At 64.3% G+C, this 17,782-nt stretch carries 14 protein-coding genes; 8 read left to right on the forward strand and 6 right to left on the reverse strand.

Annotation, left to right across the window (positions count from 1 at the left end; all coding sequences use genetic code 11):
• Window positions 1-71: 71 nt before the first annotated feature.
• The 6 genes from BLR63_RS09845 to BLR63_RS09870 all read left to right on the forward strand — a co-directional run bounded on the left by BLR63_RS09845 (window position 72) and on the right by BLR63_RS09870 (window position 7,927).
• Complete coding sequence (locus BLR63_RS09845; RefSeq protein ID WP_010564321.1) at window positions 72-683, forward strand: cysteine dioxygenase family protein; 612 nt, start codon at window positions 72-74, stop codon at window positions 681-683.
• Entirely contained in the window at window positions 680-2,263 is a 1,584-nt protein-coding gene (locus tag BLR63_RS09850) for a rhodanese-related sulfurtransferase (protein ID WP_010564320.1), read from the forward strand. Before BLR63_RS09845 ends, BLR63_RS09850 begins: the two co-directional genes overlap by 4 nt.
• Before the next feature lie 155 nt (window positions 2,264-2,418).
• Window positions 2,419-4,044, forward strand: coding sequence for a methyl-accepting chemotaxis protein (locus tag BLR63_RS09855; protein ID WP_010564319.1), 1,626 nt, complete (start codon window positions 2,419-2,421; stop codon window positions 4,042-4,044).
• A gap of 231 nt (window positions 4,045-4,275) precedes the next feature.
• Window positions 4,276-5,250, forward strand: a complete 975-nt coding sequence (locus BLR63_RS09860) for an ABC transporter substrate-binding protein (RefSeq protein WP_010564318.1) — start codon at window positions 4,276-4,278, stop codon at window positions 5,248-5,250.
• An 11-nt stretch (window positions 5,251-5,261) separates the two neighbouring features.
• A complete protein-coding gene (locus BLR63_RS09865; protein WP_010564317.1) occupies window positions 5,262-6,611 on the forward strand; it encodes an LLM class flavin-dependent oxidoreductase in 1,350 nt (449 codons plus the stop codon).
• A gap of 146 nt (window positions 6,612-6,757) precedes the next feature.
• Window positions 6,758-7,927: an acyl-CoA dehydrogenase family protein gene (locus BLR63_RS09870; RefSeq protein WP_010564316.1), complete on the forward strand. Its 1,170-nt coding sequence runs from the start codon at window positions 6,758-6,760 to the stop codon at window positions 7,925-7,927.
• 5 nt (window positions 7,928-7,932) lie between these two features.
• Here the strand turns inward: BLR63_RS09870 and BLR63_RS09875 are convergent, their stop codons facing one another.
• The 5 genes from BLR63_RS09875 to BLR63_RS09895 form a co-directional block, all read right to left on the reverse strand.
• On the reverse strand, window positions 7,933-8,700 hold the full coding sequence (locus BLR63_RS09875; protein ID WP_010564315.1) for an energy transducer TonB: 768 nt from the start codon (window positions 8,698-8,700) through the stop codon (window positions 7,933-7,935).
• Window positions 8,697-9,143, reverse strand: coding sequence for a protein TolR (tolR, locus tag BLR63_RS09880; protein ID WP_010564314.1), 447 nt, complete (start codon window positions 9,141-9,143; stop codon window positions 8,697-8,699). Before tolR ends, BLR63_RS09875 begins: the two co-directional genes overlap by 4 nt.
• Before the next feature lie 14 nt (window positions 9,144-9,157).
• Window positions 9,158-9,850, reverse strand: coding sequence for a protein TolQ (gene tolQ / locus BLR63_RS09885; RefSeq protein ID WP_010564313.1), 693 nt, complete (start codon window positions 9,848-9,850; stop codon window positions 9,158-9,160).
• 64 nt (window positions 9,851-9,914) lie between these two features.
• Window positions 9,915-11,780, reverse strand: coding sequence for a phytase (locus BLR63_RS09890; protein ID WP_010564312.1), 1,866 nt, complete (start codon window positions 11,778-11,780; stop codon window positions 9,915-9,917).
• Window positions 11,781-11,918: 138 nt separating this feature from the next.
• Window positions 11,919-14,432: a TonB-dependent receptor gene (locus BLR63_RS09895; RefSeq protein ID WP_010564311.1), complete on the reverse strand. Its 2,514-nt coding sequence runs from the start codon at window positions 14,430-14,432 to the stop codon at window positions 11,919-11,921.
• Window positions 14,433-14,813: 381 nt separating this feature from the next.
• On the opposite strand from BLR63_RS09895, the gene BLR63_RS09900 reads away from it, so the two are divergent.
• Together BLR63_RS09900 and BLR63_RS09905 are read left to right on the forward strand one after the other, a co-directional pair.
• A complete protein-coding gene (locus BLR63_RS09900; RefSeq protein WP_010564310.1) occupies window positions 14,814-15,728 on the forward strand; it encodes a GGDEF domain-containing protein in 915 nt (304 codons plus the stop codon).
• Between the two features lies 1 nt (window position 15,729).
• Window positions 15,730-16,767, forward strand: coding sequence for an AraC family transcriptional regulator (locus tag BLR63_RS09905; protein WP_010564309.1), 1,038 nt, complete (start codon window positions 15,730-15,732; stop codon window positions 16,765-16,767).
• On the opposite strand, the gene BLR63_RS09910 is transcribed toward BLR63_RS09905, so the two are convergent.
• Entirely contained in the window at window positions 16,754-17,635 is an 882-nt protein-coding gene (locus tag BLR63_RS09910) for a LysR family transcriptional regulator (protein ID WP_010564308.1), read from the reverse strand. The genes BLR63_RS09905 and BLR63_RS09910 overlap by 14 nt on opposite strands.
• Between the last annotated feature and the right edge of the window lie 147 nt (window positions 17,636-17,782).

Below are 17,782 nucleotides of genomic sequence, written 5' to 3' on the forward strand. Positions count from 1 at the left end.
AAAAACAGCATATTAACCAATAACATTATGCTTATATAAACCATCATCACCGACCCTACGATGGAATTGTCATGACCCAGGCCCGACACCCCGAGAGACTCAGAGCCTTCATAGGCGCCCTGGCCGAATTGATCGACGGCAATCCACGCGAAGGCGACCTGTTGCACCGTGGCGGCAAGCTGTTGGCGCAACTGGTCAGCCATGACGATTGGCTCCCCGATGCATTCGCCCAACCCGATCCCGAGCGCTACCAGCAGTTTCTGCTGCATGTCGATTCGCGCGAGCGGTTCAGCATCGTCAGTTTTGTGTGGGGGCCGGGGCAAAGCACGCCGATTCATGACCACCGGGTGTGGGGGCTGATCGGCATGTTGCGCGGTTCGGAGTTTTCCCAAGGCTTCGCGCGCGCCCCCGATGGCCGCCTGATCGCCGAAGGCAAGCCGATCCAATTGGTGCCGGGCCAGGTCGAGGCGGTATCGCCCAAGGTCGGCGATATCCACCAGGTCAGCAATGCCCACAGCGACCAGGTGTCGATCAGCATTCATGTGTACGGCGCCAACATCGGTGCGGTGCGCCGCGCGGTGTACCAGCCCGATGGCAGCGAGAAGCTGTTTATCTCCGGTTATTCCAACGATTTCCTCCCGAATATCTGGGATTTGTCCAAAGAAAAGAGCCCTGCCCTATGAGCACCGTGTCGACCCGTAGCTTCGCCCGGATTCGTCAGGCCCTGCTGGACCGTGAAGAAGTCGCCCTGGTGGACGTGCGCGAGGAAGCGCCGTTCGCCGAGGCCCACCCGCTGTTCGCCGCGAACATCCCGCTGTCCAAGCTGGAGCTGGAGGTGTACTCGCGCATTCCACGGCGTGATACCCAGGTCACCGTCTACGACAACGGCGAAGGCCTCGCCGCCCGCGCAGCCGAGCGTCTGGTTGCGCTGGGCTACACCCAGGTCAGCCTGCTCGAAGGTGGGTTGGACGGTTGGCGCAAGGCCGGTGGCGAGCTGTTCATCGACGTCAACGTGCCGAGCAAGGCCTTCGGCGAGCTGGTGGAGAGCGAGCGCCACACGCCGTCCCTGGCCGCCGAAGAGGTGCAGGCGCTGCTCGACAGCCAGGCCGATGTGGTGGTGCTCGACGCGCGCCGCTTCGACGAATACCAGACCATGAGCATTCCCACCGGCATCAGTGTGCCCGGTGCCGAACTGGTGCTGCGCGCCCGTGAACTGGCGCCGGACCCGGCCACCCGCATCATCGTCAACTGCGCTGGCCGCACCCGCAGCATTATCGGCACCCAGTCGCTGATCAACGCCGGCGTGGCCAACCCGGTTTGCGCACTGCGCAACGGCACCATCGGCTGGACCCTGGCCGGGCAGAAGCTCGCCCATGGCCAGTCCCGTCGTTTCGCTCCAACCTCCGTAGCCCATCGCCAAGCGGCCGCCGAGGATGCACGCCGCGTGGCCGACAAGGCTCGCGTCGGCCGTGCCACCTTCGCCGATCTGCAACGCTGGCAGCAGGAGGCGACACGCACCACCTACCTGTTCGATGTGCGCACCCCGGAAGAATTCGACGCCGGCCACCTGCCCGGCGCCCGCTCCACGCCGGGTGGCCAGCTGGTGCAGGAAACCGACCATGTCGCCAGCGTGCGCGGTGCGCGTCTGGTGCTGGCCGATGACGATGGCGTGCGCGCGAACATGTCCGCCTCGTGGCTGGCGCAATTGGGCTGGGAGGTATACGTGCTGGACGGCCTGCAACCGACGCACTTCAGCGACAAAGGTGCCTGGGTCGCCCCGGTGCCCGCCCCACCCCAGGCCGAATTGATCAGCCCGCAGACCCTCGCCGAATGGCTGGCCCATGGCGACACCGTGGTGCTGGATTTCACCGCCAGCGCCAACTACGTCAAACGTCATATCCCCGGTGCCTGGTGGGTCCTGCGCGCGCAATTGGCCGAGGCCCTGGCCAACGTGCCGGCCGCCCAGCGTTATGTGCTGACCTGCGGCAGCAGCCAACTGGCGCGCCTGGCGGTGGCGGAAGTCGAGGCCATCACCGGCAAGCCCGTGTTCCTGCTGCAAGACGGCACCACCGGCTGGATCAACGCGCAACTGCCGCTGGAAGAAGGTGAAACCCACCTGGCCTCCCCGCGTATCGACCGCTACCGTCGCCCGTACGAAGGCACCGACAACCCCAGGGAAGCCATGCAGGCCTACCTGGATTGGGAGTTCGGCCTGGTCGAGCAACTGGCCCGCGACGGTACCCATGGTTTCTATGTGATCTGAAATGACGGCGGCGCGGCGCCCAATCAGCCCGCGTACCCGCACCGTTGAACACTGGGTTCGATAATCGAACGGGATCGCACTTCTGCCACTCAAGTTCCGCGAGTGAATGCGGATAGTTCGAAGATTATTAATCCAGTGGTCTGCGGAGTACGTCCATGTTCGCCCATCTGAAAGTTCGCACCGGCATGCTTGGGGTGCTGCTGTTGTTTGTCGTCGCACTGCTGTTTTCGACCCTGAACGGTTGGCGGTCGGCGGTGCTCAGTCACAACCAGATCGACGAGTTGGGCCGCACATCGCGACAAATCGACGGCATCAACAACGCATTGCTGCTGGCGATCCGGACCAGCGCCAACGTGTCCTCGGCGTTTATCGAGATCGTCGGCGGGCGTACCGAAGACGCTGAAGCCCGTCTGGTGCGCAGCGAAGCGATCTGGAATGAAGCCATCGCCAAGGTCAATGCGTCGACCACTGACTTGCGTGACCCACAGCTGATGGCCCTCGCCGACGGTCTCAAGCAGGCATTCGACGAGTACGGCGCGGCCGTCGTCGGCCAGCGCGCCGCCGCGCGTGCGCACTCCGCCGAAGCCTATTTCCACGTGAATATCGCCGCAGGCAACGGCATGACCAAGCTTCAGGAGATTCGCGTCAAGCTGATCGGCGCACTGGATGCTCGGACCCAGGCGATCAACACCCAGGCGGCTGCGCGGCTACAGGCTGCGCAGACGCTGGCCATCGCCTTGATCCTGCTGACCCTGGCGCTCGCCGTCGCTTGTTGGTTTTTCATCTCGGGCACCGTCCTGCGTCCATTGCGCGTGGCCGGCGAGCACTTCAAGCGCATTGCCGGCGGCGACTTGACCCATGAGGTTGTCGCGCCCGGCCGCAATGAAATCGGCGAGCTGTTCGTTGAGCTCCAACGCATGCAAGCGAGCCAGCGCGAAACACTGATCCAGATCGGCGATTCGGCCACGCAGTTGGCCTCGGCCGCCGAAGAACTCAATGCCGTCACCGAAGAAAGCAACCGTGGCCTGCAGCAACAGGACATGCAACTGGAACAGGCCGCGACCGCCGTCAACCAGATGACCAGTGCGGTCGAAGAAGTGGCGCGCAACGCGGTGTCTACCTCACAGGCGGCCACCGCCTCCAATACGCTGTCGGAAAAAAGCCGCCAGCAGGTGCGCGAGAACATCGACGGTACGCAATCGATGACCGCCGAGATCCAGGACAGCGCCGAACGGATCCAGCACCTCGCCGATGAAGTGCGCAACATCGGCAAGGTGCTGGACGTGATCCGAGCCGTCTCGGAACAAACCAACCTGCTGGCCCTCAACGCAGCGATCGAAGCTGCCCGCGCCGGTGAAGCCGGGCGCGGGTTCGCGGTGGTGGCCGACGAGGTGCGCACCCTCGCCTACCGCACTCAGGAATCGACCCGCGAGATCGAACAGATGATTGCGAGCGTGCAAAGCACGGCCGAACAGGCGGTGGATTCGATGCGCAGCAGCACGGCGCGGGCGCGCGGCACCCTGGCGATCACCCAGGCGTCGGGCGTCGTGCTGGAGGATATCTTCGCGGCCATCGGCCAGATCAATGAGCGCAACCTGGTGATTGCCAGTGCCGCCGAAGAGCAGGCCCAGGTCGCCCGTGAGGTGGATAGCAACCTGGTGGCGATCCGCGACCTGTCGGCACAATCCGCGGCGGGCGCCTTGCAGACCAACGCCGCGAGCCATGACCTGTCGCGGCTGGCGGCCGAACTGAGCGGGCTGGTGGGGCGCTTTCGCACCTGATCCCGCAGGTTTGTCGAGGTGGTGCGCGGGCTCACCTCAACAAGCCGGCCCGCATCAGATGCAATAAAAGAATAATTAACCAACACATAATCAATTATTTTAATAATTAACATATAACCAAAAAGAACTTCACAGCAGGTTTTTATGGGCATAACGTGAACTCCTCACCGACCCCTTCTCCAGGCGGAGGTAAGCGAATCCTTATCACGATCTGCCTGGAGCCTGCATCCCATGGTCTTTACCACCCCGTTCAAACGCCTGCTCCTGGGCACCGCACTGGCCCTTGGCCTGGCCGCTACCGCAGCAGCCGCCGACCTGCAACCGCTGCGGGTGGCGAACCAGAAATCCACGATCAAGGCCCTGCTGGAAGTCTCCGGCGAGGCGAAAAACGTGCCCTATACCATCCAATGGTCGGAGTTCCCTTCCGCTTCGCCCCTGGGTGAAGCCTTGAATGCCAACGCCGTCGATATCGGCGCTCTGGGCGATGCACCTTACGTGTTCGCCCTGGGCGCCGGCGGGTCACTCAAGGTGGTCAGCATCATCCACGCCGAAGGGCGCAACACCACCGCCGTGGTGGTGCCCAAGGATTCGCCGATCAACACCGTGGCCGATCTCAAGGGCAAGAAAATCGTCACCGGTCGCGGGTCCATCGGGCACTACCTGGCAATCAAGGCCCTGGCCAGCGCCGGCTTGAGCACCCAGGATGTGCAGTTCATTTTCCTGCTGCCCAGCGAATCGCGCCTGGTACTGGATAACGGCACCGTCGACGCCTGGGCCACCTGGGACCCATATACCACCGTGGTCACCTCGCAAAGCCAGGCCCGTGTGCTGGTCAGCGGCAACACGCTGCTGAGCAACCACCTGTACCTCGCCGCCACCGGCCAGGCCATCGCCGACAAGCGCGCGCAATTGGATGACTTTGTCGCGCGGGTGGATCGCGCCTACGCGTGGGCCAACACCCACCCCAACGAATACGCCGCCGCCCAGGCCAAGATCACTGGCCTGCCGTTGGCCGTGCACGTGGAAGTGGCCAAGGACACGCGCCTGAACCCCGTGCTCATCGACGACGCCGTGATCAGCGGCCTGCAAGTGACCGCCGACACCTATCAAAAAGAAGGCCTGCTGACCCGTCACCTCGACGTGTCCCAGGGCTTCGACAAGAGCTTTAACGCCAAGCGTGTCCCCCTCGATCAAGCCTCACGCTAAAGGAGCAGAACATGAGCAAGCCACGTCAACTGAAACTCGGGGCCATGGTCCACGGTGTCGGCCACGGCTGGGGCGAATGGCGCCACCCGCAGGCCCAACCGAATGCCAGCACGGATTTTGGCTTCTACAAGCAGCAGACCGCACTGGCCGAAGCCGCCAAGTTCGACTTCGTGTTCATCGCCGACAGCCTGCATATCCACCCTAAATCCAGCCCGCACTACCTCAACCGTTTCGAGCCGCTGACCATCCTCTCAGCCCTCGCGGCACTGACCACCCATATCGGTCTGGTCGCCACCGTGACCGTCAGCTACACCGAGCCCTACCAGGTGGCGCGCCAGCTCGCGTCCCTGGACCATATCAGCGGCGGTCGCGCCGGCTGGAACGTGGTCACCTCATGGCTCAGCGGCACCGCCGACAACTTCAGCAAGGCCGAGCATCCCCCCCATGCCGTGCGCTACCGCATCGCCAAGGAGCACCTGGATGTGGTCAAGGGCCTGTGGGACTCCTGGGAGGACGACGCCTTTACCTACGACAAGCAGCGCGGCGAGTTCTTCAGCCCCGGCAAGCTGCATGCGTTGAACCACAAAGGCGAGTTTTTCTCGGTAAAAGGCCCGTTGAACATTGCGCGCTCGCGCCAGGGCCAGCCAGCGATTTTCCAGGCCGGCACCTCGGAGGCCGGGCGCAACTTCGCCGCGCAAAACGCCGATGCGATCTTTGTGCATGTGGACAGCCTCGACGAAGGCCTGGCCTACACCCAGGACCTCAAGCGCCGCGCCAAAAGCTTTGGCCGCGACCCCGACAGCCTGTCGATCCTGCCGGGTATCCGCCCGATCGTCGGGCGCGATGAGGCCGAGGTGGAACGCCGCTACCGGCAGGCCGTGGAGCTGGTCACCGTGGAGGACGCCATCGTCGCCCTCGGCCGCCCGTTCAACGACCACGACTTCAGCCAATACCCGCTGGACGCGCCCTTCCCGGAACTCGGCGACCTGGGCGCCAACAGCCAGAAAGGCGGCTCCGACCGCATCAAGCAACTGGCCAGGGACCAAGGCCTGACCCTGCGCGAAGTGGCGCTGCACTTCTCGCGGCCCAAGCGTGATTTCGTCGGCACGCCGGAACAGGTCGCCGATGCGATCCAGACCTGGTTCGAGCGCGGCGCCAGCGATGGTTTCATCGTCAACTCGGTACTGCCGGACGGCCTGCAGTACTTCACCGAGCTGGTGGTCCCGGTGCTGCAACAGCGCGGCCTGTTCCGCAGCGAGTACAGCGGCCATACCCTGCGCGATAACCTCGGCCTGGACGTGCCGGCCAACCGCTACAGCGGCGCCACCGAGGTCCAAGCCCAGCAAAACGCCCTGGCATAAACACCCCGCCCGACCTGCATACCCCCTGTAGGAGCGAGCTTGCTCGCGAAAAACGTCCAGGCAACGCGTTCATCCAGAATGCCCGCGTTATCGTTAACGATCTTCGCGAGCAAGCTCGCTCCTACGGTATTACGAGTGATCGCATCATGACCCAACCGTCTCTACGCTCCGTGGAAGTCGCCAACTTTGAAGCCCTGCTCGAACGCCTCAGCGCCGAGCTGGCCAGCACCGCGCAGCGGTACGACGAGAGCGGCGCCTTCCCCCACGCCAACTTCCAGTTGCTGCACGAGCATGGCCTGCTGGCGCTCACCGTGCCCAAGGCCCTGGGCGGCGGCGGCGCCGGTCTGTCCCAGGCCCGCAAGGCGATCAGTGCGATCGCCAAGGGCGAACCGTCCACCGCACTGATTCTGGTCATGCAGTACCTGCAACACACGCGCCTGCAAGACAGCAAGACCTGGCCCCAGCACCTGCGCAAGCGCGTGGCCGAGGATGCGGTGCGCAACGGTGCATTGATCAATGCCCTGCGCGTCGAACCCGACCTCGGCACCCCGGCGCGCGGCGGCCTGCCGGCGACCACCGCCGTGCGCACGGCCGACGGCTGGCGCATCAGCGGGCGCAAGATCTACTCCACCGGCAGCCATGGCCTGAGCTGGTTCAGCGTCTGGGCGCGCAGCGATGACCCGGACCCATTGGTCGGCGCCTGGCTGGTGCCCAAGGACAGCCCTGGCGTGAGCATCATCGACACCTGGGACCATCTGGGCATGCGCGCCACCTGCAGCCATGACGTGCTGTTCGACAACGTGCTGGTGCCACTGGACCACGCGGTCAGCGTCAGCCCCTGGAGCACGCCGCAACCGGAACTGGATGGCGAAGGTCTGCTGTGGATGTCGGTGTTGCTGTCCTCGGTGTATGACGCGGTGGCCCAGGCCGCACGGGACTGGCTGGTGAACTGGCTGGAACAACGCCAGCCGTCCAACCTGGGCGCCGCGCTGTCGACCTTGCCGCGATTCCAGGAAACCGTCGGGCATATCGACACCCTGCTGTTCGCCAACCGCAGCCTGCTCGACGCCGCCGCCGAAGGCCACACCCCGGCGGCCAGTGCGACGCAGTTGAAGTACCTAGTGACCCACAATGCCATCCGCGCCGTGGAACTGGCCATCGAGGCCTGCGGCAACCCCGGTCTGTCGCGCCATAGCCCGTTGCAACGGCACTACCGCGACGTGCTGTGCAGCCGCGTGCACACCCCACAGAACGACGCGATCCTGCAAGGCGTGGGCAAAGCGGTATTCGCCCAACGTCAGAAGGAACGCACATAAGCCTCTCATTTGATGCGGTAGTGAAAGGTGTTACGCACTGCCGGTACGGCGACCGCCTTGCCCTCGACGATCCTTGGCTGGTAGCGGAAGGTAGCCGCCGCCGCCAATGACGGCCGGATAAACAGCGGATGACAGCCCTCCAGCACCTTGGGGTGTTCCACGCGGCCCTGGGTGTTGACGGTGTATTCGACCGAACAGTCGCCTTCGATCTGCTTGTCCAGGGCGCGCTCGGGATAGTCCGGGGCTTCCTTGCTCAAGGGTTGGTATTGGCGGCTGTCAAAGGCCGGGACCGATGCAGGTGCGGTGGCGCGTGGGGTGGCTGCGGCCAGGCGTTCCTGGTTCAGCCGTTGTTGCTCCAGTTCGCGGTTGCGCTGTTCGGTGGCCTGGCGCTGTTGTTGCTGTTCGACCTTTTTCTCTTCGACCCGCTTGCGCGCCAGGGCGGCTTTCTCCAGTTTTCGCGCCTGGACCTGCGGGTCCACCGTGGGTTTCACCACTGCCGGCACCGCCGCAGGCTCCGGCGCTGGCGGCGTAACCGCCAGCGGTTCAGGAACCGGCGCGGGTACCGGTGCCGCCGGCAACATCACCAGTTGGGTATGCATCACCCGCGGCGCGTCCACCGGCGGCTTTTCCGTCGACCAGCCCAGCATCAGTGCCGCCCCTACGCCCACGTGCAGGGCCACCGCCAGGCTGGCGGCGAGGCTGTTTCTCCATACCCCGGAAGGCTGCCGGGGCGCCATCGCCAGCGTCGGATTGTGCATGGTCATCGCCGTCATTGCGGGGCCTCTGTCACCAGCCCCAGGTTGCTGACCCCGCCTTTCTGCAACACCGCCATGGCCGCCACCACACGGCCATAACCGGCGCTGTCGTCGGCGCGGATGTATACCTGGGTGTCGCTGCGTGCCGCCACCACCTGCATGACCTTGGCGCCCATCTCCTCCAGGGTCACGGCGCTGTCGGTCTGGTGCCGGGTGTCGAGTTCGGCGCCTAGGTTCCAGAAGTAGCCACCGTCGGCCTTCACCGACAACGTGAGGATCTGCTGGCGGGTATCGGTGGCCAGCGCCTCGGCGGCGACCTTGGGCAGCTCGACCTTCACGCCCTGGGTCAGCATCGGCGCGGTGACCATGAAGATCACCAGCAGCACCAGCATCACGTCGATATAGGGCACCACGTTCATCTCGGCCTTGGGCCCGTGCTTGCGTTGCGGCCTGACTAACATCGCAGTGCTCCTGTTCAGGCGGCCGCGGCCAGGTTGATCGGTGTACCGCGCAGGCTGCGATGCAGGCGCACTTGCAGTTCGTTGCCGAAGGCGTAGTAGCGGGTGAGCAAGGTCTGGCTGCGCGACGCAAAGCGGTTATAGGCAATCACCGCCGGAATCGCGGCGAACAGGCCGATGGCCGTGGCGATCAGCGCTTCGGCAATCCCTGGCGCTACCGTGGACAGTGTGGCCTGCTGCACCTGGGACAAGCCGAGGAACGAATTCATGATGCCCCACACGGTGCCGAACAGGCCGATGTAAGGGCTGACCGAACCCACGGTCGCCAGGAATTGCAGGCCCTTTTCCAGCTCGATTTCCTGCTCGGTGATCGCCACCTGCAGGGCGCGCTCCACACCTTCGAGCACCGCCGGATCATGGCTGTGCAGGTGTTGGTACTCCTGGACCCCAGCGATAAAGATCGGCGCGATGCCGCCCTCGTCCGCCTGCACAGCTTCGCGGTACAGCGCCTGCACATCCGGCGCCGCGCGAAAGCGCTGCACAAAATCGTTCATCTGCCGCTCCAGGTGCCGCAACACGCTGCCGCGCCTGATGATCAGGTACCAACTGAGCAAGGACGCCAGCAGCAACGTAACCATTACCGCCTTGACCAACAGGCTGGCGTCGCTGATCAAGCCCCAGATCGTCATATGTTCCATCGTCGCGTGCATGATGAATCTCCCCTATCCGTTTTAACGTGCAGTGATTAAAAAGCCGTGACCAAGTGATGACCGCTCACGGCAACTTCAATGCGCGGGTCACATCGCGCCAGGGCACGAACTTGAAGTTCTGGGTCTGCTCGGGCATGCGCTTGCGTCCGTCCTGGACCACCAGCAGGCCTTCGCTCCAGGGTCCGCCGAGGTTCAGCGCGGTGACTTCCAGGCCATCGGTTTCCGAGGCGCCGTCGATGCCGGCAGCGGCGTTCAAGCCGACCCGGAATGCACCGTGGACCGCGAACGGCGGCTCGGCATCCACCACCAGGTAGCTGTCATTGCCTTGGCTCGAGATCACCAGGTAATCGCGCTTGTCGCTCTGGTACAGCGCCAGGCCCTCGACATCCGCATGCAACTGCGGGCCGACCTTGATCACGCTGGTCAAGGTCGCCGGTTGGTCGGCGCGCGCATCCACCGCCCACACGCCGACGTCTTCCTCGCCGATGAACAGGCGCTGGCGCTGGTCGTCGGCCACGCAGCCTTCGGGCTGGCTGTCGACCTTGAACTGGCGCACCAGCTCACCCTGCACACGGCCATCCGGGGCGCTGAGGCGGTATTGCAGGAAGGTGCCGTCCTTGCCGTTGGCGATCGCATAGAGCTCGCCGCTGACGGGCTGGAACAGGCAGATGCCATAGATTTCCTTAAGGGGCGTCGGCACTTCACCGGCTTCGCGCAGTTCGCCGCTTTGGCGGTCGATGCTGAACAGGCTCAGGCTGTTGTGATCGCGATTGCTCGCCACGGCCAGGTCGACGGTGTGCTGGCCGAGCTTGAAACGGGGGCGCACGTCGACGTTGTTCAAGCGCCCTACCGCCAATTCCTGCAACAGCTTGCCGTCGAGGTCGTAGGCCAACAGGCCCTGTTTCTTGTTGGTACCGAGTACGCGGCTTTTTGCAGGTTGCTCGGGGTGAATCCAGATCGCCGGGTCATCCGCCGCATCGCCCTGGCGCCCGACCGGATCGCTCTGGCGCAGCGCAGCGACTTCCGGCAGCACCGGTTCAGCGGCTACCGGTTTGGCCTGCCAACCGAGCGTGCCCTGGTACAGCTTGCCGCTGTCATCGTCACGTACCAGCAGTTGTTGACCGTTGAGGCTCAGCTGCTCCGGTTCCTTCAGGCCCGGCAGGGCCAGGCTCGACTGCTCCTGCCAACGCTCGCCGGTGTGCTGGAACAGGTGCAGTTGCGCGGTCTTCGGGTCCAGCGCGACCATCCCCCCCGGCATCAGCGCCATGGCTCCGGCGTGGCGCTTGGGATTGTCGAACAGCGCCACCGGCGTGCGTTTCACCTCCGCTTCCGGGTGCGCCGGGTAGGCCCACCAGCCGACGTTGTCCTCATTGACCACCAGTTGCCCCGTGGCGTCATCCACCTGGCAGAACTGCGCCGACGGCGGCAATGGCACGCTGCGCACCCGCTGCGCCTGGTCGAGCAGCGTCGCGCCATGACCCACCAGCCACTGCTCGCCCTTACCCTCTTCGCCCACCAGGAACACAAAGAGGTTGGCAGCCCCATCGCGGTACAGGCACAGGCCGTTCACCGGGAAGTCGCGGGGTGGCAGGTACAACGGTTGACCAAAGGTCCTGGCGGCGGCATCGAGGTTGATCAGCACGGCCTGCTGGCGATGGTTGTCGAGGCTGGCGACCAGCACTTGAGCACCGGCGGCGCGGGTGTCGAGGCTGCTGAAGTTGCCGTCGAAGCGCGCCCGTTCGGCGCCGTTTTTGTCGACCAGCAACAGGCCGTCGCGGGGGCTGGCGGCCAGGCGTTCGCTGGCGTTGGGCAGGAAGACGACGGCTTCGGCATTCAGGTTCGGGGCCCAGGGGGTCAGGGCCAGGTCGGCGGCGAAGACGTAGCCGTTGGTGACCAGGGCCATCAGCAGGCAAAGCTTGGAAATTCTCATGAACAAACAAAATCCTTGTTTTGCAGGGGCGAGCTTGCTCGCGAAGCACGTCAACGATGACGTGGACCGTCTGGATGCACGCGGTGCGCTGGCGCTTTTTGCGAGCAAGCCCGCTCCTACAGTGGGGTGTGGTGGGGGTTAGAAATGGGTGAAGGTCAGGCCGACTTTGTAGGTCGGGCCGTACTCTTCGTACTGGCCGTTGTAGCTGCGGTTGCCGGTGTAGACGAAGTACGACTCATCGGTGAGGTTCTGCGCCTCGAAGCTCACCTGCAGGTTCTTGGTCAGCGAGTAGCGCGCGCTGAAATCGACGAAGGTCTGTGCGTCGACGTGCAGGTCGTGGGCCTTGTCGTTGATCGAAGCCAGCTCGTAGAGGTAGGCCGACTTGTAGTTGGCCGACAGGCGCAGGCTGAGCTTGTCGTTTTCCCAGCCGAGCATCAGGTTGCCGACGGTGTCCGACTGGTTGGGCAGGCTGATGTTGCGTTTGCGGTTGCGACCGCTGCTGCTGTCGAAGCCTTCGATGTCCGCGCTGGACCGGCTGAAGGTAGAGTTGGCGCCGATCAGCAGGCCGTTCCAGGGTGCGGGCAGCCAGTCGAATTTCTGTGAGTAGGCCAGTTCCAGGCCGTAGAGCTTGGCGCTATCGCCGTTGGCGTAGGTGTGGGCTTCGGCGAAGTTGGTCCAGGCGCCGGTGCCGGCCAGGTCGTTGTTGTAGACGAAATTCTTGATGTCCTTGTAGAACACGAACGCCGACACGGTTCCGGCGCGGCCCATGAAGTGTTCGATGCCCAGGTCCAGATTGCTCGACTCCAGGGGCTTGAGGTCCGGGTTGCCGAAAGTGGCTTCGTCATCGTCGATGACAAACCCCGGCGCCAGTTGGCCGAAGGTCGGGCGTACCACGGATTTGGTCCAGGCCGCGCGCACTTGGGTGTTTTTGTCGATCTGGTAGCGCGCATGCAGGCCCGGCAGCCAGTGGTGATAGCGACGCTTGGTCTCGGTGGGGGTGAACACGCCATCGGTGGCGCCGGTGCCCTTGGCTTCGAACTCGGTGCCCTCGTAGCGCAGGCCGGCGATAAAGCGCCAGTCGTCGATATCGACGGTATTCATCAGGTAACCGGCGTTGATGTCTTCGCGAATGGTGAAGTCGTTGACCCGCGATTCGGTCTCGTCATAGAAATCCGCCGCGTTGAGGCTGCCGATCAGTTGCTTGATGCGGCTGGCGCTGATGCCCGGCCCGTAGTTGCCGAGACGGTAGTCGACGCTGCCCTTCTGGAACTGGGTGAGGTTGAGTTGGTCGGCGCTGAAGCCCAGGGTGTCGAAGTCTTTGTAGACCCAGGCTTCCAGGTCGTTGTCTTTGTGGCGCCGACTGACCTTGCCACCGAACTTGACCTGGGACGCATAGCCGCTCAGGTCGTAGTCGCGGGCCAGGTCCAGGCGCAGGTTTTTCTCGGTGTCCTTGGTGTTCTGTTTTTCCCAGTCGACTTTGTCGAGGGTGAAGTTCCTGGCGTCGTAGAAGCCGCTGCCGATGATCGGGCGTGGCTTGTCCGGGTCGTAGAAGCCGCTGTTGGCGAAATCGCCGCCGTCAAAGGTGGCGCCGGCAATATGCGCCGGGCTGTCTTCGCTGGACTGGCTGTAGCCGGCCTGGCCGCTGAGGGTCCACAGGCCGAGCATGCGTTCGCCGCCGAACACGTAGGACTGGATTTTCTGGGTTTCTTCCCGGTTCTTCAGCTTGCGCTTGGCTTCGGCGTCGCCCAGCTCCCCGGCGGCCTGGGGATCGGCGAATTCGAGACTGGTGGAGTTACGGGTTTCGGTGTCGGTGTAGTGGCTGTAGAGGGTGCGCAGGTAGTAGCTGCTGAGGTCATCGGGCTTGTAATCGAAGTTCAGGCCGCCGCCGGCGCGCTCGCGGCTGATGTCATAGTCGCGCTGTTCGAACTCGCTGAGTTTGGCGCCGCTGGTGAAGTCCCAGGTGCCGCCGGTTTCGACGTTGTCCGAGCCGAAGTCGCGCTTCTGCCAGCTCAGCGCGGCCGCCACGCCGAAGTTGTCGATGCCATCGCCAAGGCTGAAACGGTCACTGGCGGCGCCGGAGAATTTGGGGCTGGTCTGGTGGGTGTTCTTGTCGTAGCTGGCTTCGGTGCTGCCGGTGTAGAACAGGCCTTTGTGGTCGAACGCCGACAGGCTCTTCACATCGACGGTGCCGCCCAGGGAGTTGGCGTCCATGTCCGGGGTCAGGGTCTTGATCACCGACAGCGACTGCACCAGTTCCGAGGGCAGCACATCGAGAGCCACGGCGCGGCGCTCGCTTTCCGGGGCGGGCACCAGGGTGCCGTTGATGGTCACGCTGTTGAGGTCCGGGCCCAGGCCGCGCACGCTGACAAAACGCCCTTCGCCCTGGTCACGCTCCACGCTGATCCCCGGCAGGCGCTGAGCCGCTTCGGCGACGTTTTCATCCGGCAACTGGGCCACGCCGTCGGCATGTACCACGCTCTTGATGCTGTCGGAACTGCGTTGCTCCTTGAGCGCCTGGTCGATGGCGGCCGCCTGGCCGACCACGTCGATGTGTTCGGTGGTGGCCGCGTCGGCCGCATAGAGCCGCTCGCTGGTCATCGCCAGGGCCAAGGCGGTAAGCGTAAAGCTGACGAGCCCGGTGCGCTTGTACATGAAATCCTCCCCAAGAGTCCGTTGGCGCCAGGCAAAGGGCCCGGCAACTGGGAGGGCACGCTAGGGTCGGGGGATGACGGTTCTATGACAAGGATCGGCGCAAAGCCCCGAAAACCGGGGGTTTGAGCGGGTTCTGGGGGTGGAATGAGCTGAAATGACCTCAACCGATCTGATGTGGAAGGGGGCTTGCTCCCGATCGCGGTGGGTCGGCCAGCTGTTTTTTCACTGATGCTCCGCTATCGGGAGCAAGCCCCCTCCCACTTTTTTTGATCGTTGGTGTGTTTGAGATGAGCTGATCCGACCCTCCCCCGCCGTCATCCAACCGTCACATCCCTCTGCTGTGCTGGCAGCCATCGCTCATTTTCCGAAGGACCCGCGGCCATGTTTTCCGTGCTCAAACCCCACCGCTGGAAACTCACCCTGCTGCTGCTCGCGGCCAATCTGGGGCTGATCCTGCACCTGGCCTGCGGCGAGCTCAAAAGCGTCAGCGAGTGGGTGTGGCTGGACATCTTCGGCGAAGGCGGCTCGGCCCTGCTCGCCCTGGTATGGCTGGGGCTGGTACTGAAAAGCCGCCCCGCCGGACGCGTCACCAACTACCTGGCGCTGGGCCTGTCGTGCATTTTCTTTTCCTGGTGGATCGACAGCCTCGATGAATTCATCCGCCTGCCCGCCAGCATCACCTGGGACCACTGGCTGGAGTCCGGGCCGATGCCGGTGGGCATGATTCTGCTGACCATCGGCATCTACCACTGGCACCGCGAACAACTGGCAATCAGTGCGCAGATGGAAAAACGCGAGCGGCTGTTTCGCGAGCATCGGCTGTTTGACAAGCTCACGCCCCTGGCCGGCGCCGACTACCTCAAGCGCCAGTTGGCCGACAGCCTGCAGGACAGCCGCGACCAGCAGCAACCGCTGTCGCTGCTGGCCCTGGACCTGGACAACTTCGCCGCGATCAACCGGGCCTACGGGCATGCCGAGGGCGACGCGGTGTTGCAGGCCCTCAGCCATTTGCTGCTGCTCAACCTGCGCCGCCAGGACCTGCTGTGCCGCCTGGCCGGCGACCGCTTCGTAGTGCTGCTGCCCAATACCGGCGAGCGCCAGGCCCGGGAACTGGCGCTGGAGTTGCAGCACGCCGTGCGCAGCCTGGCCCACAAGACGCGCCTGCAGGGCGAGCGCCTGCAACTGGCGGCGACCACGGCGGTGGTGATGGCCCTGGACGAGCCACCCCAGGACTTGCTCAAGCGCCTGAACCTGGCGCTGGCCAGGGCCAAGCAACCGCTGGCGAAAAGTGCCTGAGATGGCCGTCAAAACCAGTTGGTATGAAAGCGACAGCCGCTTCATCCCCGGACATTACCAACCCGCCACGCTGATCGACCTGGCGTTGTCCCGCGACATCGACAGCCATCGCCTGCTGCGCGGCACCGGGCTGTTCCATGAGGACATTCTGGCCGGTCACGCGCGCCTGAGCCCGCAGCAGTTCCTCGGCCTGATCGGCAACAGCCGCAAGCTGCTGGACGCCGACGACAGCAGCTTTCTCTTCGGCCAACGCCTGCTGCCCGGCTATTACGGCGCGGCCAGCCACGCCCTGGGCCATGCGCAGAACTTGCACCAGGCGCTGGAGATCCTGATCCAGCAACAGGTGCTGCTCAGCCCATTGGTCACCCTGCAACTGGAGCTGGATGAGCACCACGCCTACCTGTATTGGTTGGACAGTTGCGGTGCCGGCGAGCATTGGCGATTCCTGCTGGAAGCCAGCATGACCTCACTGGTTGCCATGAGCCAATGGCTCGGCGGCCAGCGCCTGCCGTGGGTGTGCAGTTTCAGCCACGCCGAGCCGCGTTACGTCGAACAGTACTGGGTGCACCTGGGGGAAACCACGCGCTTCGAGCGTCCGCTGGACATGATGTGCATCCCCCGCCAATACCTCACCGGCGCCTGGCCCGGCGCGTCGGCCACCGCCGGCCAGGTCGCACGTCGGCACGCTCGCGAGCAGATCGAACAACTGGGCTTTGCCGCCAGTTTTCTCGACTGCCTCTACGAGTACCTACACGATCAGGTGCGCCAGCCGCCCAGCCTGGAACAAGCCGCCCTGGCCTTCGCCATGAGCCCGGCGACCCTCAAGCGCAAGCTGCACAAGCACCACACCGGTTTTCAACAGCAGGTCGACCGGGTGCGCAAGCAGGTGGCGCTGCACCTGTACCAAGTCAAGGGCTACAGCAATGACGAGGTGGCCGCGTACCTGAACTTCAACGACGCGGCGAATTTCCGCCGCGCGTTCAAGCGCTGGACCGGCAGCACACCCAACCTGATCCGCCAGTTGTTCAACAACCGCTAGCCAGGCGCTCGCGCAAAAACTCCACCAGCGCCTGCACCGGCCGTGAGCTTTGCCGATGCTGGGGATACACCGCCGACAGGGTCAGGGGGTCGGGGGCGAAGTCGTCGAGGATGCTCACCAGGCGGCCGTCCTTCAGCGCGTCGCCGACGATAAAGGTCGGCAAGTAAGTGACGCCCAACCCGGCGATGGCCGTGTCGCGCAGCAGCTCACCGTTGTTGACGCGCATGCGCCCGCTGACGCTCAGCGCCTGTACCTTGCCCTTGAAGCGCCATTGCACCTGGCGACCATGCCCGTAGGGCAGGCAATCGTGGTCGGCGAGGTCATCGGGCAGCAACGGCGTGCCGTGCCGCGCCAGGTAGTCGGGGCTGGCGCAATACACCCGTGGGATGCTGGCGATGCGGCGCGCGATCAAGGTGGAATCTTCCAGGGTGCCGATCCGCAGCACCAGATCGTAGCCTTCGCCGATCAGGTCCACGGGGCGGTCGCTGAGGTCGACTTCCACCGACACCAGGGGATGGCGCTGCAAGAACAGCGGCAGCAGGCAACCCAGGTGGGCCATGGCGAACGACAACGGCGCGCTCAGGCGCAACGTGCCACGCGGCTCGCTGTTCTGGCCGGCGATGCCCTGCTCCACTTGCTCGACTTCACCGAGCAGGCGCAAGGCGGACTCGTAGTAACTCTGGCCCAGGGGGGTGATATCCAGGCGGCGGGTGGAGCGGTTGAGCAAGCGCACGCCCAGGCGGTCTTCGAGCTGGATCAGGCGGCGGCTGACGAATTGCTTGGACAGTCCCAATTGCTCGGCGGCGGCGGTGAAGCTGCCGGATTCCATGACCTGGCAGAACAGGCGCATGTCTTCGAAGGGGTTCATTGTCGCTTCTCGGTGGACAGTTTGGAGTCTTATAACCGGATGGTCGCGACACCACAAATCAAATGTGGGAGGGGGCTTGCTCCCGATGGCGATGGTTCAGACACAGAGGCTGTGACTGTCACACCGCTATCGGGAGCAAGCCCCCTC

The sequence above is a fragment of the Pseudomonas extremaustralis genome, from assembly GCF_900102035.1.
Taxonomy (GTDB): Bacteria; Pseudomonadota; Gammaproteobacteria; order Pseudomonadales; family Pseudomonadaceae; genus Aquipseudomonas; species Aquipseudomonas extremaustralis.

Excerpts from the sequence above, each read along its gene's own strand:
- BLR63_RS09890 (WP_010564312.1), bottom strand. The coding sequence starts at position 11,780 with ATGAGAATTTCCAAGCTTTGCCTGCTGATGGCCCTGGTCACCAACGGC.
- BLR63_RS09850 (WP_010564320.1), top strand. The coding sequence starts at position 680 with ATGAGCACCGTGTCGACCCGTAGCTTCGCCCGGATTCGTCAGGCCCTG.
- BLR63_RS09865 (WP_010564317.1), top strand. The coding sequence starts at position 5,262 with ATGAGCAAGCCACGTCAACTGAAACTCGGGGCCATGGTCCACGGTGTC.
- BLR63_RS09845 (WP_010564321.1), top strand. The coding sequence starts at position 72 with ATGACCCAGGCCCGACACCCCGAGAGACTCAGAGCCTTCATAGGCGCC.
- BLR63_RS09900 (WP_010564310.1), top strand. The coding sequence starts at position 14,814 with ATGTTTTCCGTGCTCAAACCCCACCGCTGGAAACTCACCCTGCTGCTG.
- BLR63_RS09910 (WP_010564308.1), bottom strand. The coding sequence starts at position 17,635 with ATGAACCCCTTCGAAGACATGCGCCTGTTCTGCCAGGTCATGGAATCC.
- tolR (WP_010564314.1), bottom strand. The coding sequence starts at position 9,143 with ATGTTAGTCAGGCCGCAACGCAAGCACGGGCCCAAGGCCGAGATGAAC.
- BLR63_RS09870 (WP_010564316.1), top strand. The coding sequence starts at position 6,758 with ATGACCCAACCGTCTCTACGCTCCGTGGAAGTCGCCAACTTTGAAGCC.
- BLR63_RS09905 (WP_010564309.1), top strand. The coding sequence starts at position 15,730 with ATGGCCGTCAAAACCAGTTGGTATGAAAGCGACAGCCGCTTCATCCCC.
- BLR63_RS09875 (WP_010564315.1), bottom strand. The coding sequence starts at position 8,700 with ATGACGGCGATGACCATGCACAATCCGACGCTGGCGATGGCGCCCCGG.
- BLR63_RS09895 (WP_010564311.1), bottom strand. The coding sequence starts at position 14,432 with ATGTACAAGCGCACCGGGCTCGTCAGCTTTACGCTTACCGCCTTGGCC.
- tolQ (WP_010564313.1), bottom strand. The coding sequence starts at position 9,850 with ATGCACGCGACGATGGAACATATGACGATCTGGGGCTTGATCAGCGAC.
- BLR63_RS09860 (WP_010564318.1), top strand. The coding sequence starts at position 4,276 with ATGGTCTTTACCACCCCGTTCAAACGCCTGCTCCTGGGCACCGCACTG.
- BLR63_RS09855 (WP_010564319.1), top strand. The coding sequence starts at position 2,419 with ATGTTCGCCCATCTGAAAGTTCGCACCGGCATGCTTGGGGTGCTGCTG.